Consider the following 22,264-nt stretch of genomic DNA (forward strand, 5'->3'; position numbering starts at 1 on the left):
AACAGTCTTGCCAACGCCCCTCAGAAAGGCCTACACCGCCGCACCGTTCTGGTTTTTTTCCGCCTGCATAAGCGGTGCCGCCGCAATCGCCGTCTTCGTTTTTCGCGGCGATCTCCTGTGGCTTGAATATCAGCCTGCGACCCTTGGCGAGATTTACGCCCCGCCCCCCTCAGCAGGGGCCCGCATTTCCGGTTTCGACAAAAACGGCCACCGCCTGACCGTCCTTCTGACCAACGCCGGCATGTGCGGGCGTTGGCGGGTTGTCCGCAGCGACGGCACAACGCAAACCATCGACAGTCCGGTTCCTGTCATCACCCTCGTGCCGGGCCGCCACATATATCGGGTTGATCCCCAGGGTTGCCCGGGTTTGATCATTCCGCACCCCCTGGAATTCGATATCGCCTTTACGCCGCAGGCCGATGCACCGACAGATGCGCCGCACCCGGATTTGATCAATCTATATCGCGCGCCTCTGGAGGTCGCACAACAGGCCGGCCCCGATTTCACACGCTGGATACCACCGCTTGAGGATTATCCCGCCGCTGACACGGCACAGGCCCAACAGTTCCTCAAACGCATTGGTGTCACGCCGAACATGACATCGCGTGAGAAAATAACCGCCGTCTCGGTCGGCCTTACTGCGCGCATAAAATCAGGCCAACCTCCCGCCGATCTGGACACCATGTCGCCGATGCAGGTTCTGAATGTGGCCGAGGGGAAAGGAATTCCCCTGTTCTGCCGTCAACGCGCCTTGATGAAAGCCTTTCTGTTGAACGTTGCCGGGGTTCCAACACGACTGGTGTGGTCCGGGAGGACCATCGACGGCGTCCTCATGAGCAGCCATGCATTCACCGAAAGCTTCGTTGCAGAACAAGGCCGCTGGGCCTATTCGGATTTGAGCCACAACATCGACTACCTGACCGATCCCGACGGCCGCGTGCTGAATGCCGCCGACATGCTGTTCCTGGTATCCGGCGGCGCCCTATCCGCAGCAGCCGCGAAATGGCCGACCCATCAAGCCGTCCCCGGGGAAGTCCGCCTCCCGCTTTCCGCCGATGCGCGCCACAGCCTCGCAGGCGTATTCACCCGCAATGCAACCCTGCAGTATTGGGGTGCGCACGACCGGTTCATTCATCAAATGAACCCGCCGTTTGCGACAAAAATTGCATACCGCCTGCGGCGTTATCTGCTTGAACCGACGCTGTATATCGGATTGCAACGGGGCTACACGTTCCATTGGCTGCGCTGGGCAACCATCTTGGCCGCGTTTCTCAGCGCCGTCATGGTGCTTGTCCGGACTCTCCGTCGATGACCCTCGCTTCCGTGTATCATCGCCATTTCCGACCGTATTATCTAAAGTCTTTCAATGACATCTATTGAACGGCTTTTAATATTAGGCATCCTGTTCCTCGGCGTCCTGCGGGTGCTTCTCGGCATCATCGTCGACCATCCGGCCGTCGTCGGCCCCCAAGTTGCGGCGGAGCCCACCATGGACGGGCCGGAAACCGCTCCGGGCGGAGATTACGACTGGAACCCGGCCGCGTTCACCCGGCGCGGCATTCCGGCCAAGCTGACCCTGACGGCGGACGGGCGGGTGCCCGACGCCATGCGCCTGACCGACACGCAAAAGGCCTTCGTCTACGCCGCGATGATCGACAGCTACGACAGCCTGCTGACCCGCGCCAAGCGCGATTGCGCCACCGACATGCGCCGCGACATCGTTCGCTGGCAGGCACGCAACGCCGCCGTCATCGCCGACGCGGCGCATATCCTCGACCGCCTGACCCCCGGCCGGAACAGCGCCCGCCAAGCCCACGACGGCATGCCGCGGGATGCCTTCGTCACGCGGCTGTGCCCGACCATCGAGCATTACATCCGGACCGGCGCCTATGACCCTCATCCGGAAGCCGTCGGCCGCCTGGTCCACGCGGCCCGTAGCGCCGCCCAGCAATAGGCGACAAGCACGAATCGGGTCTCTTCGGCCGGGTTCCGCTCACTCATCCGCATCCGCACGACGGACCGTCGCGGCGCGCGGCCATGCAGTCTGGGCAGACCTCATGCCCACCAACCGCATAAACACAACATATTGTGATGGATCCGTCATATTTGGGCCACATACACCCTATACTGAGGATATACATACTTAAGGCCTATTGAATATGTGGCCTCGCAAGCGTAGTTATCCACAGGCTCTTGACTTAAGAACAAAAAGAGAACATTTTAAGAGTCAGATTGGAGTTTGCCATGAACGCCCACCGCCATGCCCAAGCCCTCCCGCAGCCGGATACCGGCTTCGACACCGATATCGCCCAGCCCGACCGGGAAACGGTCGAGGTTACCTACTATCCCGTGCTGAAGAACCGCGCGCTCGGCCGCCGCATGACGCGGACCTTCGCCGCGCGGCGGGGCGAAAACCCCTTCAAGGCCGCCGAACGGGAACTGGCGCGCCGCTACAAGGTGCGCGACTACCTGATCTTCGACGCCCATCTGGCGCAGACCGGGTTTCTTGAACGGGCTGAATTCTAAGAAATACTCTTGAGGATGCGGCAGCAGGCCGGTGTCAGCCGGCCTGCTGTTGCGCGACCTTGGCGCGGAACATGCTGAGAAGCTCGTGCAGTTCCTTGCTCAGGGCGCCCTGATGGCCTTTCAGGCCCTGCCGGAACACGGCCTTCATGGCCATGATGTGCACGCGGATCACGTCGAGGTCGCGGGCCTTCAGGCGCGGCCGCCCCTCCAGATACTTGCACATCGAATCACCGACCACGGAAATCAGGGGAAAGCCGAAGCTGCCGCCCTGGCCGCGGGCCTCGTGGGTCATGTCGTAAAGCTGCTTGAGCCTGAGCGGGTCGGCCCGCCCGGACCGCGAGGTCTCAACAAAGGACTGCCAGAGCTTTTCCAGGTCATCCACCGCCCAGCCCTGGTACTGGCCGATCAGGTCGTCGGCGGCATTCACCGCCCGTAAGATGGCCTGTTCCATGGATGGTCCGCCGGGGCGAACCTTCTGGCTGATGTGTTTCTGCGGTTTCAGGAAGCGGGTTTCTGACATGGCTGTTTCTTATTCTCTGGCGCGCCGTTCCTTGCCGCGGAATTCCCGCCGCTTGGGCGACCGGCGGTCGGGCCCGAAATAGCCACCCGTGGATTCCACGTACTGGCGCTTGTCCTGCACCGACGTGACCAGTCGTTTGTACAGCGACGCCGCCGAGATCGGTTTGGCCAGGAAGGAATTGATGCCGGCGTCGCGCGCTTCCTCGACCCGCTTCATTTCCGTGTAGCCGGTCAGCATGATGATCGGCACGAACCGATTGGGCACGTTGGCGCCCTTGCGGATACGTTCAACGAACTCCAGCCCCGACACGGGCGCCATGTTCCAATCGGTGATGATCAGGTCCGGATCCATATTGACCACAAGGTCATAGGCTTCCTCGGCATCCGACGACACCGTGACTTCCTTGATCCCGAATCCCTCAAGGAACGTGCGCACGAGTTCCCGCATGTGGAAACTGTCGTCCACCACCAAGATCCGCAATGCGCTGAAATCGTATCCGTCGCTCATCGATGCTTTGTGACCGGCGGATGCCGGGGTGTTTCCCCAATTCGTTTCAAGGCTCATAGATCACTATCCAAACTTTTACCCCCAAGAGCAATCCTACAGCTTAAACTGACAAAAACCTGAACACCGGGGCACGATTTCGAGCGCGTTATTTGCCGCTTGGTGCATTTGATCCGGCTTATACACGGATTGTTCGATGTCCCTTATATGACTTAAGTCGACATCGCCGCTTGCGATCCGCCCCCGCAATCCCAACTATATGAACCGATTTCTTTTTCAGGATGACACTGCCCATGCGGCGCGATCACGCGGACCCCGCCAACAGTCCCCGCCGGAACGACTGGCAAACCATCAAGACCTTGGCGCCCTACCTGTGGCCGGCCGGGGAACAGGCGCTGCGCCTGCGCGTCGTGCTCGCCATGGTTTTCCTCGCCGCGGCGAAAGGGGCCAGCGTCGCCGTTCCATACGTCTACAAACAGGCGATCGATGCCCTGGACATGAAGGGCGGCGCGGTGATCGCCGTGCCGGTCACGATCCTGATCGCCTACGGCGTCGCCCGCGTGCTGTCCCAGGCCCTGGGCGAACTGCGCGACGCCGTGTTCGCCAAGGTCGCCCAACGCGCCATCCGCCAGGCCGGGCTCAAGACCTTCCGCCACCTGCACCGGCTCAGCCTACGCTTTCACCTGGACCGCAAGACAGGCGGCGTCAGCCGCGCCGTGGAACGCGGCACCAAGGGCATCGAATTCCTGCTCCGCTTCATGCTGTTCAACGTCGTGCCGACCCTGGTCGAGGTCGTCCTGACCTGCGGCATTCTGTGGTACCTGTTCGGTATCTGGATGGCGCTGGTCGCCTTTCTGACCATCGGCATCTACATCTTCTGGACGCTGGCCGTCACGGAATGGCGCATCCAGTTCCGCCGCACCATGAACGACACCGACAACGAGGCCAACACCAAGGCCATCGACAGCCTGCTGAACTTCGAGACGGTCAAGTACTTCGGCAACGAGGATCACGAGAGCAGGCGTTTCGACAAGGCCCTGGCGCGGTACGAAGACGCGGCGGTGAAGTCCAACACCTCCCTGGCCCTGCTCAACATCGGCCAGGGCGCCATCATCGCCGTCGGCCTGACGGCGATCATGTGGATGGCGGCGGACGGCGTGGTCGCCGGTACCATGACGCTGGGCGACTTTGCCATGGTCAACGCCTACCTGATCCAGTTGTACATGCCGCTCAACTTCCTGGGCTTCGTTTACCGCGAAATCAAACAGTCGCTGATCGACATGGAACAGATGTTCCGCCTGCTTGACGAAAACCCCGAAGTCGCCGACAGCCCCGGCGCCCAGCCTCTCGCGATCAACGGCGGCGAACTGCGGTTCGAAGACGTGTCCTTCGCCTATGACGCCCGGCGCCAGGTCCTCAACGACATTTCCTTTACCGTGCCGGCGGGCAAGACCGTCGCCATCGTCGGCCCTTCGGGTTCGGGCAAGTCGACCATCTCGCGATTGTTGTTCCGGTTCTACGACGTGTCCGGTGGGCGCATCACCATCGACGGCCAGGACGTCCGCGACCTGACCCAGGTGTCCTTGCGCGCCGCCATCGGCATGGTCCCCCAGGACACGGTGCTGTTCAACGACACAGTGTTCTACAACATCGCCTACGGTCGCCCCGGCGCCAGCCCGGCCGAGGTCGAGGGCGCCGCCCGCACGGCGCAGATCCACGACTTCATCATGGCTCTGCCCGACGGCTATCAATCCACGGTCGGCGAACGGGGGTTGAAATTATCCGGCGGCGAGAAGCAGCGCGTGGCCATCGCCCGCACGGTGCTGAAGGCGCCGGCGATCCTGATCTTCGACGAAGCGACCTCGGCCCTCGACTCACGAACCGAACAGGACATCGTCAAGGCGCTGAAGACCGTGTCCAAGGACCGCACCACGGTGACCGTGGCGCATCGCCTGTCGACCGTGGTCGATGCCGACGAAATCCTCGTGCTGGAAGCCGGGCGCATCGTCGAACGCGGCAGCCACCCGGACCTGCTGAAGAAGAACGGGCGCTACGCCGACATGTGGGCCCGCCAGCAACAGCAGGAAAAGGCCCGCGAGGCCCTGGCGGACGACGACATGGGCATCAGCGTGCGCGCCGCCGCCGAAAACCCGGCGGAGTAACTCCGCCTGTCCTGCAATGGTTCGGTGGAAACCGAACCATTGGCTCTTTATCCCCCGCCCGTTCCCCGTTAAGCCTGAGCCTCCATCCTCCCGACCGATACGGAACACCATGGGCATTCTGGAACTCACCATCCTGGCCGGCGCGCTTGCGGGCGGCTTCGTATCGGGGCTGACCGGGTTCGGAACCGGCCTGACGGCGCTGGCGGTCTGGCTGACGGTGATCGAGCCGGCGGTGGCCGCCCCTCTGGTCGTGATCTGCTCGCTGATCTCCCAGTTCTTCACCCTGCCCGCGATCTGGCATGCCATTTCCTGGCCCCGGGTTCTGCCGTTCATCGTCGGCGGCGTGGTCGGCGTGCCGCTCGGCACGATGATCCTGCCGATGGTTTCGGTCGAAGGTTTCAAGCTGTTCTTCGCGATTTTCCTGGTCCTCTATTGCGCCTTCACCCTGGCCCAGCGGTCCGCGCCCAAGCTGGCCTGGGGCGGCAAACTGGCCAACGGTATCGTCGGCCTGGGCGGCGGGGTGTTGGGTGGCCTGACCGGCCTTTCGGGACCGCTGCCGACCATCTGGGCGACCTTGCGCGGCTGGTCCAAGGACGAAAAGCGCGGCGTGTTCCAAGGCTACAACACGGCCATTCTGTTGCTTGCCGTGGTTACCCAGGCGATCGGCGGCTTCATGACGCTGGAAGTCGGGCGGGTGGCCCTGATCGCCTTCCCGGCCACCGTCGCCGGTTCCTGGATCGGGCGCAAAATCTACAATCGCCTGGGCGACAGTTCGTTCAACCAGATCGTCCTGGCGCTGTTGATGTTTTCCGGCCTGTCGATGATCGTCGCCATCGTCTGGCTGGGCTGAGCCACCGACCTGGTGCCTCGCATCCGATAGGCTCTAACCTAGATCCAGCTTGGCCATATCCTCCGGGCACAGCTCGCATCTGAACTGAAACGCCCCAATCACGTGCCGGTCCGGCTGGTCGTCGCCGTCCAGGCGCAGGAAAACGCCCTCGAAGAAATTCAGTTCGGATTTTTCCACGTACCCCAGATTGCCGATCAACCGCACCGGCCGCTCGGAGGCCAGGGTCTTGCGGTAGATTTCCAGAGTATTCCTCACACCCGAAGGCGGATAGGTCTCGGAAATTCGCTTGCCGGTGCAGTCGACGCCGTACAACTCGGTCAGCCGCGTCCCCCAATAACGGCAAAGAAAGTCGTCCTCGCCCGGGATGACGTCCCGCACGCAGAGGTACGGCACGATGCCGCGGATATCCATGAGGTTGATGTCCCGCCAACGCGGGCGAGGACGCTCACCGCGTTTCAACTTCCAGTATTCATATAGCTTGATCGTATTCGGAAACGTGAAGTCTTCCGATGTTTCGGCATGTAAGGTCATGCCCGTCAGTATGAGCCGGTTTGCCTGCATAGCAGCCAACCTATTGATATTTATACTGAATTATAAAATATGCCCACAAATTCAACCATTCTGAAGTATTTGGCCAGATACTTGCCCGTAGTGCAACGAACAGATTCCGGGCGCATGCCGATCAACAGGCCGTCTGAAAAGGGATATGCCGACCGCGTTGCGGACTAAGAAGCCGTGTTCCGCGCGATCCAGCCGCCGCCAAGCACCCGGTCGCCCTGATAGAACACGCAGGCCTGGCCGGGCGCGACGCCGTTCTGGGGCGCATCGAAGGTCACGGCGGCGGTATCGTCGCCGGTGCCGAACAAGGTGGCGGACACCGGCTTGAACATCGACCTGATCTTGACCTCGACCCGATGCGCCTTGGCTCGCAGCGGGCCGTCGCCCAGCCAATTGACCTCGTGCACGTTCAGGCTCTCGCGGCCCAATGCCGCCTTGGGCCCGACAACAACGCGCCGGGTTTCGGGCTCCAGCCGAAGCACGTAAAGCGGGTCGCCCATCCCGCCGATGCCGATGCCCTTACGCTGGCCGACGGTGAAATGGATGATGCCGTCGTGGCGGCCCAACACGGTGCCCGCCTGATCGACGATGTCGCCGGGGTCATGGGCTTCCGGGCGCAGGCGCTCGACGATGCGCGCATAATTGCCGTCGGGCACGAAGCAGATGTCCATGCTTTCCGGCTTGTCGGCCACGGCAAGCCCTAGGCGCGCCGCATGGGCGCGGGTTTCCGCCTTGTCCATCGACCCTAGGGGAAAGCGCAGGAAATCGAGTTGTTCGCCCGTGGTCGCGAACAGGAAATAGCTCTGGTCTTTCGTGGCGTCGGCGGCGCGGTGCAGTTCCGAGCCGGAGCCCCCCTGCACACGGCGCACGTAATGGCCGGTCACCAGGGCGTCGGCGCCCAGTTCGCGGGCCTGGCCCAGCATGTCCTTGAACTTCACCGTCTGATTGCAACGCACGCAGGGAATGGGGGTTTCGCCGCGCAGGTATGTATCGGCGAAGTCGTCCATGACCTGGTCCTTGAACCGGCTTTCATAGTTCAGGACGTAATGGGGAAAGCCCAATTGGTCGGCGACGCGCCGTGCGTCGAAGATGTCCTTACCGGCACAGCAGGTCTTCTGCCCCGGGCTGGGTTCGCCCTGATCGTAAAGCTGCATGGTCATGCCGACCACGTCATAGCCTGCTTCCCGGACGAGCGCGGCCGCGGTCGAGCTATCGACGCCGCCTGACATGGCGACGACGACGCGGCAGTCCTTGGGATCCTTGCCCAGGCCCAGATCGATCACGGGGGTGCTCATGGGGCGGAATATAGGGTTTTCCCCGGGCGACGCAAGGTAGGCACGCCTGGGACCTAGGCCAGCGGCGGCGTGCGCTGGGCCTTCGCGTCCGCCGCCGCATCGTCGGCCGCGCCCAGTTCCGCCAGAGTCTTCAGCGTCACGGAGCGGAAATCCCGGCGGTAGAGCACCAGCAGCACCCAGACGGTCGTGCCAAACAGCATCAGCGGATGGATGAACCAGGGCAACAGGGCCAACGCGAAATAATAGGACCGGAGGCCCCGGTTGAAGTTGTCCTGGGCACGGGACAGGATCGTCGCCGCGCGGGGCGGAAACTGGGTCGTGATCGCCGCATCGCATTGCCCCGCATGGGGCGCCGCCCCGATCATGACCAGGGTGTAGTTGAACTGCCTGAGGCACCACGCGAACTTGAAGAAGGCATAAACGAACACCAGCACCAGGATGAACACGCGGAACTCCATCAGCCGCCGGGACGCCGGCTGGGCCATGGAGATGTCGTGAATGATGACGCGCAGATCCTCGATCTGGCCCAGCAGGGCCACGATCCCGGCCAGCACCAGCAGGGTCGTGGAAATGAACAGGCTGCCCGAGCGGATGTAGGAATTGACGATCTGCACGTCGGCCATGCGGTTGTCGCGCTCCAGCATGCGTTCCATCCAGCGCAGGCGGTAATCGTGCAACACCACCGCCATCGGCCGTTTGCCCCAGGCAATCTGGTCGGCGAGGGCCGTATAGAGCGCCGCCCCGGCGAGAAACCAGGCAAGCGCCAGGGCGTCCAGCAACGGAATGGACGTGTTGAACAACATGGTCTCGCTTAGCGACATGAAACCCCCTCATCAACTGGAACGTCGACCTGCACTATCGGTCTATGTCATTCGGTCTGCAAATAGGTTACATACGAATTCGGCCCGATGCAGGTCTAAGAGGCCTTTATGCCAGGGAAGAACGAGCTCCGGAGCCTGACAAAAGCCGCGCTGATCGACAGGGTCCAGGCCCTGGAGACCGAACTTGCGCGGATTCGCGCCCATGCCAGTTCACAAAGCACTCCCCCGCCCGCCACGGGCCGCCCCGACGGGCATACCGTCTCCGCCCTGATCGACGCCCTGGAACGGGTCGATGACGGGGTCGTGCTCTATGACGTCGAGGATCGCCTGGTTTTCGTCAACAAGGCCTACCTGCGACACCTGCCCGAGGATCTAAAGGCGCTTTATGTCCCGGGTGCTGTGTTCGAGGACCTTGTCCGCGCCCATACGGACCGCGGCCTGATCGATCAGGCGATCGGCCGCGAGGAGGAATTCATCCGCATCCGTCTGGACCGCCATCACAACGCCATGGGACTGCCGGCCCATCGGTTCTCCAATGGAACCTGGTACGAACTCATGGAGTACCGCCTTCTGGACGGGGGCATCCTGACCATCCGCCGCGACGTCAGCGAATGGATCGCCGTCACCACGGCGCTGCGCGAAAACGAGGAACGGTTCCGCGATTTCGCCGAGGCGTCCCAGGACTGGCTGTGGGAGATGGACGCGAACTTGCGGTTCTCCTACTTCTCCGACCGCTTCTATTGGGCGTCCGGCGTGCGCCCGGAACAACTGCTGGGCCGGTCGCGCCGGGAAACCCTGTGGGACAACCCGGACGAGGAACCCTGGAAAAGCCATATCGCCGACCTGGAGGCCCATCGCTCGTTCCGCGACTTCATTCATTCCCGCGTGCGGCCCGACGGCGAGATCAACTATCTCGCCATCAGCGGCAAGCCCGTCTACGACAAGGACGGCGTCTTCAAGGGATACCGCGGCACGGGACGCAACATCACCAAACAATGGCACGCGGACCGTGACCTGGCCCTGGCCAAGGACGCGGCCGAACGCGCCAACCGCGCCAAGACCGAATTCCTCGCCAACATGAGTCACGAGTTTCGTACGCCGCTGAATTCGATCATCGGATATTCGGAACTTATCGGCATGGGCACTCTCGGCCCCCTGGGCAACGAGAAATATGCCGAGTATATCGCCAACATCAAACAGTCGGGCCGCCATCTGCTGGAATTGATCAACGACGTACTGGATATTTCCCTGATCGAGGCCGGCGAGGTGCAGTTCCAAGAGGAACTTTTCGACATCGGGGCCGCAGTAAAGGCCTGCGTCACCCTGATGGAGGAAGAGGCCAAACAGGCGAACATCACCCTGGAATCCCACCTGACGGCGATGCCCCCGTTCATGGGCGACGAGCGGCGGTTGCGTCAGATCGTCATCAACCTGCTGTCGAACGCGATCAAGTTCACGCCCGACGACGGCACGGTGCGGGTCGATCTTGAAAAGACCGCCGAGGGCGGCCTGCTCGTCCGGGTTTCCGATACAGGCATCGGCATCGCCAAAAAGGACCGGGAAAAGGTCCTGAGCCCCTTCGGCCAGGCCGAAGGCCCCTTTGCACGGCGCTTCAAGGGCGTCGGCCTGGGATTGCCGCTGGTCAAGAACCTGACGGAAATGCATGACGGCACGTTGGAATTGGACAGCACCCCCGGCAAGGGCACGGCGGTCACCATCCGCTTTCCGCCGGCGCGCCTTCGGATCATGGAAAGCGGCTGACGGTCAGTCCCGTTCGTCAAGCCAGGCCATCTGGATGGCCTCCAGGACTTTTTCGTTGGATTTCTGCGGATCATCGTCAAAACCGGGCAGTTCCTGAACCCATTTCCACAGGTCCGTGAACCGCAGATTGACCACGTCCGCGTCGGGATGGGCCTCTTCCAGTTCGATGGCGATGTCGACGGTGTCGGTCCAGCGCAGTCCCATGGCCGTTCCCTCCCTTAAACTTTCCGGTCGACCATCATGTTGCGGGTCGCCTTCGGCAGCGTCACCTTCAGGCCGTCCAGGTCCTCGCTCATGACGATCTGGCAGCCGAGGCGCGAGGTATGGGTCAGGCCGAAGGCAAGGTCGAGCATGTCCTCTTCGTTCTCGCTGGGTTCGTCCAGCTTGTCGAAGTAGCTCTGATCGACGATCACATGGCAGGTCGAGCAGGCCAGAGAGCCTTCGCAAGCTCCCTCCAGGTCGATGCCGTTGCGGTGCGCGACCTCAAGGACGGACAGGCCCTCCGGCGCGTCGACTTCCTTGGGCGTGCCGTCGGGCAGCACGAAGGTCATCTTGAACATCTTGGTCATGGTTTTTTTCGTTCCTCGTTCCGTCAGTCGCCGACGTCGGCGGACTTGCGCGCATGGTTGTAATCGCGCACCACATCGTCCCGTTCGTGAGCAGCCTCATCCAGGCGGTCGACGTCGACACCGCGCAGGGCCGCGCGAATGCCGCGGTCCATGCGTTTTTCGGCGAAGGGCCTGGTACCTTCTTCCAATTTCTCGACCGCGCCGTTGATGGCGTCGCGGTCGTCGCCGGCGATCGCCGCCTCCGTCGCCGACAGAAGCGCCGTGATCTCCGCGCGCTCGCCGTCTTCCAGAAGGTCGCCGTCGATATCCATCGCCGCCTTGACCGCGCCCACGGCGCGCCCGGCCTCGACCCGCGCCTCGGCGATCAGGCGTTGGGTCATGTCTTCCTTGGCGTTCTTCATGCTGTCGTAGAGCATCTGCGACATCTCGTCCTCGGACAGGCCATAGGACGGCTTGACCTCGATGCTCTGCTCGACCCCGGTGGTTTCCTCGCGGGCACTGACCGTCATCAGACCGTCGGCGTCCACCGCGTAGGTCACGCGGATACGCGCCGCACCCGCGACCATGGGCGGGATGCCGCGCAGGGTGAAGCGGGCCAGGGACCGGTTCTGGTCGACCATTTCCCGCTCGCCCTGGACCACATGCACCGCCATGGCGGTCTGGCCGTCCTGATAGGTCGTGAATTCCTGTGCCTTGGCCACGGGGATCGGCGTGTTGCGGGGGATGATCTTTTCCGTCAGCCCGCCCATGGTCTCGATACCAAGGGACAATGGCGTGACATCGAGCAACAGGGTGTCCGAGCCGACGGTCAATGCCTCGGCCTGTAATGCCGCGCCCACGGCAACGACTTCGTCCGGGTCGATGTCGGCCAAGGGCTCGCGCCCGAACAGGTCGGCGACCTTGCGGCGGACCAGAGGAACGCGGGTCGAGCCACCGACCAGAACCACGCCCTTGACGTCGTCCGGCGTGACCTCGGCATCGTCCAGCACGTCCTCGCAGATGCGCAGTGTCCGCGCCACCAGGGGGGCGATCAGGGATTCGAAAGCCGCGCGGTCGAGAGAGAACGACTGCTGCTCGCCGCCCAGCTCCAGCGCCCAGGTGCCGCCTTCGGCCGTGCTCAGGTCTTCCTTGACCTGACGGGCGATGGCGATGGCCTGCTTGACGGCACCGGCACCCGGCGTCTCGCCGGTCCAGTCCTTGAGGAAATGTTCGGCGATGGCATGGTCGAAATCGTCGCCGCCAAGCGCCGCGTCGCCGCTTGTCGCCAGCACCTGGAACACGCCCTTTTCCATGCGCAGCAGCGAGATATCGAAGGTACCGCCGCCCAGGTCGTAAACGGCGTAAAGCCCCTCGGCCTCCTTATCCAGGCCGTAGGCCAGCGCCGCCGCCGTCGGCTCGTTGACCAGGCGCAGAACCTCGAGCCCCGCCAAGCGGGCCGCGTCCTTGGTCGCCGTGCGCGCCGCGTCGTCGAAATAGGCGGGCACGGTGATGACGGCGCGGGTGACCTCGCGGTCGAGCACGCCTTCGGCCCGTTCCTTCAGGGCCGCCAGGATATGTCCGGAAATCTCCACCGGCGTCAGCTTGCGGCCGCCGACATTGATGCGCACCATGGCGGCGCCGTCTTCCGACGGCTCGACCTGGAACGGCAAATGTCCGGCCACGGCCTTGATGTCGCCGATACCGCGGCCCATCAGGCGTTTGATGGAGCTGACGACGCTGTCCGGGCGCATGGCGATCAGGCTTTTCGCCAGCCCGCCGACGATGGGTGAGCCGTCAGGCGCGTAGGCGACGACGGAAGGCACCAGGGCCTGTCCGTCCTCGTCGCGCAGCACTTCCGCCTTGCCGTCGACGGCAACGGCGGTCACGCAATTGGTCGTCCCCAGGTCGATGCCGACGGCGACGGTAGCGTCGCCTTCATGGGGGGCCGGGGTTTCGCCGGGCTCGTGAATCTGCAACAGCGCCATGGCTCAGCCCCTTCCCCGCAGTTCGGCGCGGCGGGCGCGCGTGTCGTCGGCCAGCTTGCGCAGGTATTTCAGGCGCGTGATCAGGGCCGCCGCCTGGTCCAGGTCGTCCGCGGCAAAGGCGCCGGACAGTTCGCTTTCACAGTCGGCGATCTCGCCCTGGGTGTGCTTGGTCATGGCGGTCAGGTCCTCGGCGGTTTCCGCTTCGGCCAGGGCTTCGCGCATTTCCATGGCTTCCATCAGGATTACCGGATCGCTCAGCGTGTTGCAGCCTTCCTTCAGAACGTCCAGCCCCTTCAGGTGCGCCAGATACACGGCGCGGTCCAGCGGGTCCTTGAGAGTTTCATAGGCATCATTGAGGCTGGTCGCCTGTTGCTGGCTCAGAATCTTCTCCTTGGGCGTTCGGGTGGCGAAGCGGTCGGGGTGCAGCAGGCGTTGCATCCGGAAATAGGACGTCTCAAGCGCCGCCGTATCGATCTCAAACCCGCGCGGCAGGCCCAAGCGTTGGAAGTGATCCGCCTGACCGGGCGCTTGCACGGCCTTGCAGCTTGGGCAGAAAGGGTCGCCCGCCGCCACCGGCCCCTGACAGGACCAGCAGGCCTCGACGATCCGTTCTTGGGCGGCCTCTTTGACATCACGTCGGGCCGCGCCGTCTGCTCTCGCTTGCACCAGCGTTACTTTCCTTTTCGCCAATATTCCGAAGTTGCATTCATGCGCCGGGGATGGCCCCGGGCGGGCGATCACACGTGGAACGACTCGCCGCAGCCGCAGCGCCCCTTTTCGTTCGGGTTCTGGAACACGAAGCCGGATTCCAGCTTGTCCTCCACGAAATCCATCTGGGTCCCGATGATGAACATGGTGGCCTTCGGGTCGATGAAGACGCGCACGCCCTTGTCCTCGACGATTTCGTCGAACTCGTTCTTGTCGTCCGCGAACTCGAGGGTATAGGACATGCCCGAACAGCCCTTCGTCCGGATGCCGATGCGCACCCCGGCGGACGGTTTGCCACGGCTGGCCAAAAGCGCTTTCACGCGCTCGGCGGCCTGATCCGTGATGGTCATCATTTGCGGTCGTTCAGTCATGGTCGCCTGCTTCTTTCTGGGCCGTTTCCTTAACCCCGCCGGCGTGCAGGAGGCAAGCCCCCCTGCCGTCCCGGCGGATCGGATTAAGCGCCCTTCTTGGCCTTGTAGTCGGAGATCGCCGCCTTGATGGCGTCTTCCGCCAGCACGGAGCAATGGATCTTCACCGGCGGCAACGCCAGTTCCTCGGCGATCTGGGTGTTCTTGATCGACCCGGCTTCCTCGATGGTCTTGCCCTTCACCCATTCGGTGATGAGCGACGACGAGGCGATGGCCGACCCGCAGCCGAAGGTCTTGAACTTGGCGTCTTCGATGATGCCGTCCTCCGAGACCTTGATCTGCAGCTTCATGACGTCGCCGCAGGCGGGCGCGCCCACCAAGCCGGTGCCGACGCTGGTGTCGTTCTTGTCCAGCGTGCCGACGTTGCGCGGCTTTTCGTAATGGTCGATGACTTTTTCGCTGTAGGCCATTTTAGTCTCCTGTTCCTAAGAACTTATTCTAGTTGGTTATTGTGGTCGTTTGTGGGCGGATCAATGTTCCGCCCATTCGATGGAGGAGATGTCGATCCCCTCGTTGTGCATGTCCCAAAGCGGGCTCATTTCCCGCAGACGTTCGACCTCGCGGATGATGCATTCCACGGCCTCGTCGACTTCTTCCTCGGTCGTGAAGCGGCCGAAACCGATGCGAAGCGAGGTATGGGCCATTTCGACCTCGACGCCGAGGGCGCGCAGCACGTAGCTGGGCTCCAACGAGGCCGAGGTGCAGGCCGACCCCGACGACACGGCCAGATCCTTGATCCCCATCATCAGGCCCTCGCCTTCGACGAAGGCGAAGGAGATGTTCAGGTTGCCGGGGATGCGCTGATCCATGTCGCCGTTGAGATACACCTCCGGCAGGCGGCCGACGATCGACTGATACATGCGGTCGCGCAGACGGCGCAGGCGTTCGTTCTCCGCGCCCATTTCCTTCTCCGCGATGGCGCAGGCTTCGCCCAGGCCGACACACAGCGGCGTCGGCAGGGTGCCGGACCGCATGCCGCGTTCCTGGCCGCCACCGTTGATCATCGGCACCAACCGGACCCGTGGGCGGCGGCGCACGTAAAGCGCGCCGATGCCCATCGGGCCGTAGATCTTGTGGCCCGAGATCGACATCAGGTCGATGTTCATCTCTTCCACGTTGAGCGGAATCTTGCCCACGGCCTGGGCGCAGTCTGTGTGGAAGAAGGCCCCTTTCTCGCGGCAGATGGCGCCGATTTCCTTGAGCGGCTGGATCACGCCGATCTCGTTGTTGACGCCCATGACCGACACGATCGAGGTGTTGTCGGTGACCGTCTCGCGCAGCACGTCCAGGTCGATCAGGCCGTTTTCCTTGACCGGCAGATAGGTGACTTCGAAGCCTTCCTGTTCCAGGTGGCGGCAGCTGTCGAGCACGCATTTATGTTCGGTCACCACGGTCACGATATGGTTGCGCTTTTCCTTGTAGAAATGCGCCACGCCCTTGATCGCCAGGTTGTTCGATTCCGTCGCCCCCGAGGTGAAGATCACTTCCTTCGGGTTGGCGCCGATGATCGAGGCGACCTGTTCGCGCGCAATCTCAACCGCGTCTTCCGCTTCCCAGCCGTAAAAATGGCTGCGCGAATGCGGGTTGCCGAACTGCTCGGAGAAGAACGGCAGCATTTTTTCCACCACCCGAGGATCGGTCGGCGTCGTCGCCTGGTAATCCAGATAGATGGGCGCTTTCCGATTCTTCAGCGTGTGCGGAAGTTCGTTCTTTTCTTGTGTTGTCATGGCGCTCATAGCGTCAATTCCTTCCAGGTGTCGTCGTCTTGTTACTGCGTCAGGCAGCCAGGCTGCCTCCGCCGATACGGGCATGAAGGCCCTTCCAGGCGGCGGTGAATGTGTCAATGTCGTCCGCGGTCGTGGTCCATCCCAGGCTGACCCGGATGGCCGATTTCAAGTCGTCTTCGTCCACGCCCATGGCCGTCAGCACATGGCTGGGCGCCACCTTGCCGGACGAACAAGCCGCCCCGGCGCTGATCGCGATCCCGGCCAGGTCGAAGGCCATGACCTGGGTCTCCGACGACACGCCCGGCATGGTCAGGCAGCTTGTCGTCGCAAGGCGGTCGCGGTCCTTGGCGAAAACCTTGGCGTCCGATGCGGCGGCCGTGATCTCGGCCTCCATGCGGTCACGCAGGGCGGCCAGACCCTGCAGACGGTCGATGTCGGCCTTGGCCGCCTCGGCCGCGCGGCCGAAGCCGGCGATGCCCGGCACGTTTTCCGTGCCGCCCCGGCGCGAGCGTTCCTGACCCCCGCCGCGGATTGCCGCGGTGGCCTGATGGCCGGGGGCCACGATCAGCGCGCCGACGCCCGGCGGTCCGCCGATCTTGTGCGCCGACAGAGTCATCATATGGGCACCCAGGGTGGGGAAATCGATGGCCAGCTTGCCCGCCGCCTGGACCGCGTCGCAGTGGAACACGGCGTCGTATTCCGCCGCCAGTTCGGCGACCCGCGCGATGGGCTGGATCACGCCGGTTTCGTTGTTGGCGAGCATGACCGACACCAAGGCACGGCCACCCTCGACCCGGTTCAGCGCATCCTTCAAGCAGGTATCGAGTTCCACCAGATCAACCACGCCGTCGCCGTCGACGGGGACCTGGATGACGTTGTCGGTGCCTTCCAGGACCGACACATGCTCGACCGCCGAGGCGAACACGGGCCCTTCGGCTCCGCCCTTCGGCGCGTTGGCGAGAGCCAGGTTGTTGGCCTCGGTCCCGCCGGAGGTAAAGATCACGTCCTCGGCCCGCGCACCCACCAGCGCCGCGACCTGTTCGCGCGCATCCTCGACCAGCATGCGCGCCCGGCGGCCGGCGCCGTGCACCGACGACGGATTGCCCGTCGCGGTCAGCGCCGCGGCCACGGCCTCGGCCGCTTCGGGCCGGACCGGGGTGGTCGCGTTATGGTCGAGATAGATGGTCATCGGGGTCTCGAACTCGCCTTCTGCTCTGACTATTGGGCCGCGACGGTCGCGGCGCTGTTGCGTTCCTGTTCCTGCTGGTACAGGCGGCCGGAAGTGCCCAGCACCTTCTTGTCGACCACGTCTTCCAGCGACACGGACGACAGGTACAGGTAAATCTGATTGCCCAGTTCCTCCCACAGGTCGTGGGTCAGGCAGCGCGCCCGGTCGGCCTGACAGCCCGTGGGCTGGCCCGGGGTGCAGCGCGTGGTCTTGATCGGCTCGTCCACGGCCATGATGATGTCGGCGACGCGGGTATCGGCGGCGCCATAGGCCAGAAGATAGCCGCCGCCCGGGCCGCGCACGCTCTTGACCAGACCGGCCTTGCGCAGTTTGCCGAACAGCTGTTCCAGGTAGGACAGAGAAATGTCCTGCCGGTCGGCCACGTCGGCCAGCGCCACGGGCTTCGCCGACGCATTGGCGGCGAGATCGACCATGGCCATCACGGCGTATCGGCCTTTTGTACTGAGTTTCACGTTCCGTCTCCTTCAAATATCGTTCCGTGCACGGCGTCTCCGCGCGCGGCGTCGATCGCGTTCCCCGCTACTTGTCCCCGGCGGCCGCCTTGGGCCGCGCGTCGTTGTCCGCATCCCGCTGGGCGGGTTTTTCGTGCTCTTCCAGTTCGGCGACCCGATCCATCAGCACGTTCAACTGCGAGCGCAGGTTTTCGATGGTCTGCATGACCGGATCCTGACCGTCGGTCGGCGTGCCGTAAGCCTGGAACGCCTTGGCCCGCTCCTTGTCCTTGGGCAAAACCACCTGGGCCGGGTTGCCGACGGCGGTGACGCCCGGCGGCACGTCCTTGGTGACCACCGCGTTGGCGCCGACCCGCGCTTGCTGGCCGACGGTGATCGGGCCCAGAATCGCCGCCCCGCAACCGATGATGACGCCGTCAGCGACCGTCGGATGACGTTTCTGACCGCGCTGAGCATCCGAATCGACGGAGGGCGCGACACCGCCCAGGGTGACCTGGTGGTAGATCGTCACATCGTCGCCGACGACCGCCGTCTCGCCGATCACCACGCCGCCGCCGTGGTCGATGACCAGACGCTTGCCGATTTGAGCACCCGGATGGATTTCGATCAGGGTGACCCAGCGCGCGAAATTGGAAATCAGCCGCGCGACGAAGAACAGTTTATGGCCCCACAGCCAGTGCGCGATGCGATGCCAGACGACCGCGTGGAAGCCCGGATAGGTGAAGAAGATGGCCAGCGGCCCCTTGGCAGCCGGGTCGCGTTCCTGAAAGGCGCGGATATCTTCTTGAATATTCTTGAAAATCATGGGCTTCACACTATGTTATCGGGGCTTTCCGCAAGGCGCGCTCACACGCCCCTGGGCGCCCCAGGCGTCGGTACCCGGAATATAAGATGCCCGACTAATCCTATCAAGTATTTCCAGGAAATCGGCGGCTTAATTAAGGCTGCATGCATATTAAGCCAGACCCTGACGCTCGGATATTAACCGAAAGAACCCTTTCAAGGACGTTTATCACCCATGCCAGAAGTCATTTTCAACGGGCCTGAAGGCCGCATCGAAGGCCGTTATCACCACGCCAATGACCCTAATGCGCCGGTCGCTCTGTTGCTCCACCCCCACCCGGAGTACGGCGGAACCATGAACAACCGGGTCGTCTATGCCATGTATCAGGCCTTCGTGAAGCGCGGATTCTCGACCCTGCGCTTCAATTTCCGGGGCGTCGGACGGTCCCAGGGCAAGTTCGACAACGGCCAGGGCGAACTGAGCGACGCCGCGACGGCGCTCGACTGGATGCAGGGCCACAATCCCAATGCCTCGACCTGCTGGATCGCCGGATTTTCCTTCGGCGCCTGGATTTCCATGCAGTTGATGATGCGCCGGCCGGAAATTTCGGGCTTCATTTCGGCCTCACCGCCGGCGTCGATCTACGATTTCTCGTTCCTCGCCCCCTGCCCGGCCTCGGGCCTGCTGATTCACGGCAAGGCCGACGAAGTCGTGCCCGTGGGCTCGGTCGACAAGTTGGTGGAAAAGCTGTCGTCGCAGAAGAACATCGAGATCGACTACCGCACCATCGACAAATGCGACCACTACTTCTCGGAGCACCTGGACAACCTGCTGAAGCATGTCGAGGACTACCTGGACAAGCGCTTGGTGGAAAAAGCGGCCTAGGCCCTAGGCTACGCCTCTACCCCTCGGCAGGATACAGGCGGCCGCCCGACAGCGGCTCGCCCACGCCCGTGGTCCCCGGATAGGTCAGCGCCAGCCCCTTCAGCGCGCGCACGGCAAGGAAGGCGAAGGCCTCGGCCTCCAGCGTGTCGCCGCGCCACCCCGCGTCCTCGACCGGCTGAACCTCGGCCCCCAGTGCCCGGCGCAGCCCCTGCATCAGGGCCGCGTTGTGCCGCCCGCCGCCGGTGACCAGCCAGCGTTTGGCGGGCTGCGGGAAGAACTGCGCGGCGCGGGCCACGGACGCAACCGTAAAGGCCGCCAGCGTCGCCGCCCCGGCGGCCGTCGAAAGCCCCTGAACGGGGGCCAGGTCGAACGCGTTCCGGTCCAAGGACTTGGGCGGCGGCATGTCGAAATAATCGTGGATCATCAAACTCTTAAGAACGCTCTGATCGGCCACGCCTTGGGCCGACACGGCCCCGTCCCGGTCCATGGGCTCCCCGATTTTTTCCTGCATCCAGTCATCGAGAAGCGCGTTGCCGGGGCCCGTGTCGAAGGCCAGCAGCGTGCCGCCGTTGCCGATCTCGTCGGGTCCAATCCAGGTGACGTTACCGACCCCTCCCAGATTGAGAACCGCGAGCGGCCTTTCCAGGCCCCGCGCCAGGGCGCGGTGGTAGACGGGCGCCAGCGGCGCGCCCTCGCCGCCTGACGCCACATCGTTCAGGCGCAGGTCGCCGGCCACGTCGATCCCCGTTTCCCGCGCCAGCCGCGCGGCATCGCCGATCTGCCGCGTCACCCCCAATTCGGGGCGGTGAAGCACCGTATGGCCGTGAAAGCCGATGACGCGGATGTCGCCGGGCGATTTTCCCGCCTCTGCCAGCAGGGCGCGGACCGCGTCGCGGTGACGGTCCGTCAGGCGGCCGATCAGGTCGTTTTCCGGCGCCCGGATCAAAGGATCATGGCCGAGGGCGTCGCGCAGATCGCGGCGGAAATCGGCGTCATAGGGATGGGTCAAGGCCGGGCCGCGCCAAATCACGGCCTCGCCGTCCGTCTCGATCAGCGCCGCATCGACGCCGTCCATGGACGTGCCGCTCATCAGCCCGACGGCTAGGCAGGTGTCTTCTGGCATGGGTTCCCCCCGGAAAAGATGCGCCGGATTGTGTCGGCCCGTTCCGGCCCGGGCAAGGCCAGAATGCCCGGCACCGCCAAGGGATTATTGCCCAACCCGCGCGGGCGCGGTAAAAGCCGCCATGACCAAGCTGAAATCCCAATTTCTGAACGACGCCCAGACGCGCGGATTTATCCATCAGTGCACCGACATGGACGCGCTGGACGCGCTGGCGGCGGCGAAAACGATCACCGCGTACATCGGATTCGATTGCACGGCGCCATCCCTGCACGCGGGCCATATGGTCTCGATCATGACGCTGCGCCTGTTGCAACGCTCGGGCCACAAGCCGATCGTCCTCATGGGCGGCGGGACGACCAAGGTCGGCGACCCGTCCGGCAAGGACGAGATGCGCAAGGCCCTGACCGACGACGACATCGCCGCCAACATGGCCGGCATCAAACAGGTGTTCGCCAAGTTCCTGACCTTCGGCGACGGGCCGACCGACGCGGTCATGGTCAACAACGCCGACTGGCTGGACCATCTCAACTACCTGGGATTCCTGCGCGACGTGGGCCGGCATTTCTCCATCAACCGCATGCTGACCTTCGATTCGGTCAAGCTGCGGCTGGAACGGGAACAGCCGCTGACCTTCCTGGAATTCAACTACATGATTCTCCAGGCCTATGATTTCCTCGAACTGTCCCGCCGCCACGATTGCGCCCTGCAAATGGGCGGATCGGACCAATGGGGCAATATCGTCAACGGCGTCGAACTGGCCCGCCGGGTCGACAACCGGGGCCTGTTCGGCCTGACCACGCCGCTTTTGACCACCGCGTCGGGCGCCAAGATGGGCAAGACCGCCGCCGGGGCCGTGTGGCTGAACGAAGACATGCTGAGCCCCTACGACTACTGGCAGTACTGGCGCAACACGGAAGACGCCGACGTCGGCAAGTTCCTGCGCCTGTTCACGGACATGCCGCTGGACGAAATCGCGCGCCTGGAAGCCCTCGAAGGGGCCGAATTGAACGAAGCTAAGAAGATCCTGGCGACGGAGATCACGCGCCTGTGTCACGGCAACGACGCCGCCGAGAGCGCCGCCGAGACGGCGCGCAAGACGTTCGAGCAGGGCGCCCTCGGCGACGACCTGCCGACCATCGACGTGCCGGCGGCCCGCCTGAACGCCGGCGTGCCCGTGTTCGAGCTGTTCCGCGAGGCCGGTCTGGCCGCGTCCAACGGCGAGGCGCGGCGCCTGATCAAGGGCGGCGGCGCGCGCCTCAATGATGAGAAGATCGCGTCGGAAACGGCGACCGCCGGATCGGGCGATCTCAAGGACGGGGTCCTCAAGCTCAGCGCCGGCAAGAAGCGCCACGCCCTGGTGCGGGCGGTCTGACAGGCC

The 22,264-nt window shown here is 63.7% G+C and carries 24 protein-coding genes; 8 read left to right on the top strand and 16 right to left on the bottom strand.

Annotated elements, in window-relative coordinates; all coding sequences use genetic code 11:
* Positions 1 to 7 precede the first annotated feature (7 nt).
* From RJ527_00760 to RJ527_00770, 3 genes are all read left to right on the top strand, one after another.
* Positions 8 to 1,312: a hypothetical protein gene (locus RJ527_00760; protein WND76287.1), complete on the top strand. Its 1,305-nt coding sequence runs from the start codon at positions 8 to 10 to the stop codon at positions 1,310 to 1,312.
* Positions 1,313 to 1,366: 54 nt separating this feature from the next.
* A complete protein-coding gene (locus RJ527_00765; GenBank protein WND76288.1) occupies positions 1,367 to 1,954 on the top strand; it encodes a hypothetical protein in 588 nt (195 codons plus the stop codon).
* Between the two features lie 290 nt (positions 1,955 to 2,244).
* Complete coding sequence (locus tag RJ527_00770) at positions 2,245 to 2,526, top strand: hypothetical protein (protein WND76289.1); 282 nt, start codon at positions 2,245 to 2,247, stop codon at positions 2,524 to 2,526.
* Positions 2,527 to 2,560: 34 nt separating this feature from the next.
* Here RJ527_00770 and RJ527_00775 read toward each other — a convergent pair whose 3' ends face one another.
* Both RJ527_00775 and RJ527_00780 read right to left on the bottom strand, forming a co-directional pair.
* Entirely contained in the window at positions 2,561 to 3,046 is a 486-nt protein-coding gene (locus RJ527_00775) for a hypothetical protein (protein WND76290.1), read from the bottom strand.
* 9 nt (positions 3,047 to 3,055) lie between these two features.
* Entirely contained in the window at positions 3,056 to 3,553 is a 498-nt protein-coding gene (locus RJ527_00780; GenBank protein ID WND76291.1) for a response regulator, read from the bottom strand.
* 290 nt (positions 3,554 to 3,843) lie between these two features.
* Between RJ527_00780 and RJ527_00785 the strand changes: the two genes are divergently transcribed.
* Both RJ527_00785 and RJ527_00790 read left to right on the top strand, forming a co-directional pair.
* Positions 3,844 to 5,712 carry an ABC transporter ATP-binding protein/permease gene (locus RJ527_00785; GenBank protein WND76292.1) on the top strand — a complete coding sequence of 623 codons (1,869 nt, stop codon included), beginning with the start codon at positions 3,844 to 3,846 and terminating at the stop codon, positions 5,710 to 5,712.
* A 109-nt stretch (positions 5,713 to 5,821) separates the two neighbouring features.
* Positions 5,822 to 6,562 carry a sulfite exporter TauE/SafE family protein gene (locus tag RJ527_00790; GenBank protein ID WND76293.1) on the top strand — a complete coding sequence of 247 codons (741 nt, stop codon included), beginning with the start codon at positions 5,822 to 5,824 and terminating at the stop codon, positions 6,560 to 6,562.
* A 33-nt stretch (positions 6,563 to 6,595) separates the two neighbouring features.
* Here the strand turns inward: RJ527_00790 and RJ527_00795 are convergent, their stop codons facing one another.
* From RJ527_00795 to RJ527_00805, 3 genes are all read right to left on the bottom strand, one after another.
* On the bottom strand, positions 6,596 to 7,123 hold the full coding sequence (locus tag RJ527_00795; GenBank protein WND77995.1) for a PAS domain-containing protein: 528 nt from the start codon (positions 7,121 to 7,123) through the stop codon (positions 6,596 to 6,598).
* Between the two features lie 164 nt (positions 7,124 to 7,287).
* Positions 7,288 to 8,415, bottom strand: coding sequence for a tRNA 2-thiouridine(34) synthase MnmA (mnmA, locus tag RJ527_00800; protein ID WND76294.1), 1,128 nt, complete (start codon positions 8,413 to 8,415; stop codon positions 7,288 to 7,290).
* 53 nt (positions 8,416 to 8,468) lie between these two features.
* A complete protein-coding gene (locus tag RJ527_00805) occupies positions 8,469 to 9,236 on the bottom strand; it encodes a DUF599 domain-containing protein (protein ID WND76295.1) in 768 nt (255 codons plus the stop codon).
* Between the two features lie 108 nt (positions 9,237 to 9,344).
* Here RJ527_00805 and RJ527_00810 point away from each other — a divergent pair, with 108 nt between their 5' ends.
* The gene (locus tag RJ527_00810; protein ID WND76296.1) at positions 9,345 to 10,997 is read left to right on the top strand and encodes an ATP-binding protein; all 1,653 of its coding nucleotides are present in this window, start codon (positions 9,345 to 9,347) and stop codon (positions 10,995 to 10,997) included.
* 3 nt (positions 10,998 to 11,000) lie between these two features.
* Here the strand turns inward: RJ527_00810 and iscX are convergent, their stop codons facing one another.
* The 10 genes from iscX to cysE all read right to left on the bottom strand — a co-directional run bounded on the left by iscX (position 11,001) and on the right by cysE (position 18,899).
* Positions 11,001 to 11,201, bottom strand: coding sequence for a Fe-S cluster assembly protein IscX (gene iscX / locus RJ527_00815; protein ID WND76297.1), 201 nt, complete (start codon positions 11,199 to 11,201; stop codon positions 11,001 to 11,003).
* Between the two features lie 14 nt (positions 11,202 to 11,215).
* Positions 11,216 to 11,557: a ferredoxin family 2Fe-2S iron-sulfur cluster binding protein gene (locus RJ527_00820; GenBank protein WND77996.1), complete on the bottom strand. Its 342-nt coding sequence runs from the start codon at positions 11,555 to 11,557 to the stop codon at positions 11,216 to 11,218.
* A 32-nt stretch (positions 11,558 to 11,589) separates the two neighbouring features.
* Positions 11,590 to 13,530 (bottom strand): Fe-S protein assembly chaperone HscA, encoded by a 1,941-nt coding sequence (gene hscA, locus RJ527_00825; GenBank protein WND76298.1) that lies wholly within the window; start codon positions 13,528 to 13,530, stop codon positions 11,590 to 11,592.
* 3 nt (positions 13,531 to 13,533) lie between these two features.
* Positions 13,534 to 14,196, bottom strand: a complete 663-nt coding sequence (hscB, locus tag RJ527_00830) for a Fe-S protein assembly co-chaperone HscB (GenBank protein ID WND76299.1) — start codon at positions 14,194 to 14,196, stop codon at positions 13,534 to 13,536.
* Between the two features lie 71 nt (positions 14,197 to 14,267).
* Positions 14,268 to 14,609, bottom strand: a complete 342-nt coding sequence (locus RJ527_00835) for an iron-sulfur cluster assembly accessory protein (GenBank protein ID WND76300.1) — start codon at positions 14,607 to 14,609, stop codon at positions 14,268 to 14,270.
* A gap of 83 nt (positions 14,610 to 14,692) precedes the next feature.
* Complete coding sequence (gene iscU, locus RJ527_00840) at positions 14,693 to 15,076, bottom strand: Fe-S cluster assembly scaffold IscU (protein WND76301.1); 384 nt, start codon at positions 15,074 to 15,076, stop codon at positions 14,693 to 14,695.
* A 60-nt stretch (positions 15,077 to 15,136) separates the two neighbouring features.
* A complete protein-coding gene (locus RJ527_00845; protein WND76302.1) occupies positions 15,137 to 16,393 on the bottom strand; it encodes an IscS subfamily cysteine desulfurase in 1,257 nt (418 codons plus the stop codon).
* A gap of 49 nt (positions 16,394 to 16,442) precedes the next feature.
* Complete coding sequence (locus tag RJ527_00850; GenBank protein WND76303.1) at positions 16,443 to 17,582, bottom strand: cysteine desulfurase family protein; 1,140 nt, start codon at positions 17,580 to 17,582, stop codon at positions 16,443 to 16,445.
* A 29-nt stretch (positions 17,583 to 17,611) separates the two neighbouring features.
* On the bottom strand, positions 17,612 to 18,094 hold the full coding sequence (locus RJ527_00855; GenBank protein ID WND76304.1) for an Rrf2 family transcriptional regulator: 483 nt from the start codon (positions 18,092 to 18,094) through the stop codon (positions 17,612 to 17,614).
* A gap of 67 nt (positions 18,095 to 18,161) precedes the next feature.
* Positions 18,162 to 18,899 (bottom strand): serine O-acetyltransferase, encoded by a 738-nt coding sequence (gene cysE / locus RJ527_00860; GenBank protein WND76305.1) that lies wholly within the window; start codon positions 18,897 to 18,899, stop codon positions 18,162 to 18,164.
* A gap of 213 nt (positions 18,900 to 19,112) precedes the next feature.
* Here cysE and RJ527_00865 point away from each other — a divergent pair, with 213 nt between their 5' ends.
* Positions 19,113 to 19,763 (top strand): alpha/beta hydrolase, encoded by a 651-nt coding sequence (locus RJ527_00865; GenBank protein ID WND76306.1) that lies wholly within the window; start codon positions 19,113 to 19,115, stop codon positions 19,761 to 19,763.
* 16 nt (positions 19,764 to 19,779) lie between these two features.
* Here the strand turns inward: RJ527_00865 and RJ527_00870 are convergent, their stop codons facing one another.
* Complete coding sequence (locus tag RJ527_00870) at positions 19,780 to 20,886, bottom strand: anhydro-N-acetylmuramic acid kinase (GenBank protein ID WND76307.1); 1,107 nt, start codon at positions 20,884 to 20,886, stop codon at positions 19,780 to 19,782.
* A gap of 121 nt (positions 20,887 to 21,007) precedes the next feature.
* Between RJ527_00870 and tyrS the strand changes: the two genes are divergently transcribed.
* A complete protein-coding gene (tyrS, locus tag RJ527_00875) occupies positions 21,008 to 22,258 on the top strand; it encodes a tyrosine--tRNA ligase (GenBank protein ID WND76308.1) in 1,251 nt (416 codons plus the stop codon).
* Positions 22,259 to 22,264 lie beyond the last annotated feature (6 nt).

This window comes from Thalassospiraceae bacterium LMO-SO8 (assembly GCA_031655335.1).
Classification (GTDB): Bacteria; Pseudomonadota; Alphaproteobacteria; order Rhodospirillales; family Casp-alpha2; genus UBA1479.

Coding starts and splice junctions, on each gene's coding strand:
- RJ527_00765 (WND76288.1), top strand. CDS start 1,367: ATGACATCTATTGAACGGCTTTTAATATTAGGCATCCTGTTCCTCGGC.
- RJ527_00770 (WND76289.1), top strand. CDS start 2,245: ATGAACGCCCACCGCCATGCCCAAGCCCTCCCGCAGCCGGATACCGGC.
- RJ527_00775 (WND76290.1), bottom strand. CDS start 3,046: ATGTCAGAAACCCGCTTCCTGAAACCGCAGAAACACATCAGCCAGAAG.
- RJ527_00780 (WND76291.1), bottom strand. CDS start 3,553: ATGAGCGACGGATACGATTTCAGCGCATTGCGGATCTTGGTGGTGGAC.
- RJ527_00785 (WND76292.1), top strand. CDS start 3,844: ATGCGGCGCGATCACGCGGACCCCGCCAACAGTCCCCGCCGGAACGAC.
- RJ527_00790 (WND76293.1), top strand. CDS start 5,822: ATGGGCATTCTGGAACTCACCATCCTGGCCGGCGCGCTTGCGGGCGGC.
- RJ527_00795 (WND77995.1), bottom strand. CDS start 7,123: ATGCAGGCAAACCGGCTCATACTGACGGGCATGACCTTACATGCCGAA.
- mnmA (WND76294.1), bottom strand. CDS start 8,415: ATGAGCACCCCCGTGATCGATCTGGGCCTGGGCAAGGATCCCAAGGAC.
- RJ527_00805 (WND76295.1), bottom strand. CDS start 9,236: ATGTCGCTAAGCGAGACCATGTTGTTCAACACGTCCATTCCGTTGCTG.
- RJ527_00810 (WND76296.1), top strand. CDS start 9,345: ATGCCAGGGAAGAACGAGCTCCGGAGCCTGACAAAAGCCGCGCTGATC.
- iscX (WND76297.1), bottom strand. CDS start 11,201: ATGGGACTGCGCTGGACCGACACCGTCGACATCGCCATCGAACTGGAA.
- RJ527_00820 (WND77996.1), bottom strand. CDS start 11,557: ATGTTCAAGATGACCTTCGTGCTGCCCGACGGCACGCCCAAGGAAGTC.
- hscA (WND76298.1), bottom strand. CDS start 13,530: ATGGCGCTGTTGCAGATTCACGAGCCCGGCGAAACCCCGGCCCCCCAT.
- RJ527_00835 (WND76300.1), bottom strand. CDS start 14,609: ATGACTGAACGACCGCAAATGATGACCATCACGGATCAGGCCGCCGAG.
- iscU (WND76301.1), bottom strand. CDS start 15,076: ATGGCCTACAGCGAAAAAGTCATCGACCATTACGAAAAGCCGCGCAAC.
- RJ527_00845 (WND76302.1), bottom strand. CDS start 16,393: ATGACAACACAAGAAAAGAACGAACTTCCGCACACGCTGAAGAATCGG.
- RJ527_00850 (WND76303.1), bottom strand. CDS start 17,582: ATGACCATCTATCTCGACCATAACGCGACCACCCCGGTCCGGCCCGAA.
- cysE (WND76305.1), bottom strand. CDS start 18,899: ATGATTTTCAAGAATATTCAAGAAGATATCCGCGCCTTTCAGGAACGC.
- RJ527_00865 (WND76306.1), top strand. CDS start 19,113: ATGCCAGAAGTCATTTTCAACGGGCCTGAAGGCCGCATCGAAGGCCGT.
- RJ527_00870 (WND76307.1), bottom strand. CDS start 20,886: ATGCCAGAAGACACCTGCCTAGCCGTCGGGCTGATGAGCGGCACGTCC.
- tyrS (WND76308.1), top strand. CDS start 21,008: ATGACCAAGCTGAAATCCCAATTTCTGAACGACGCCCAGACGCGCGGA.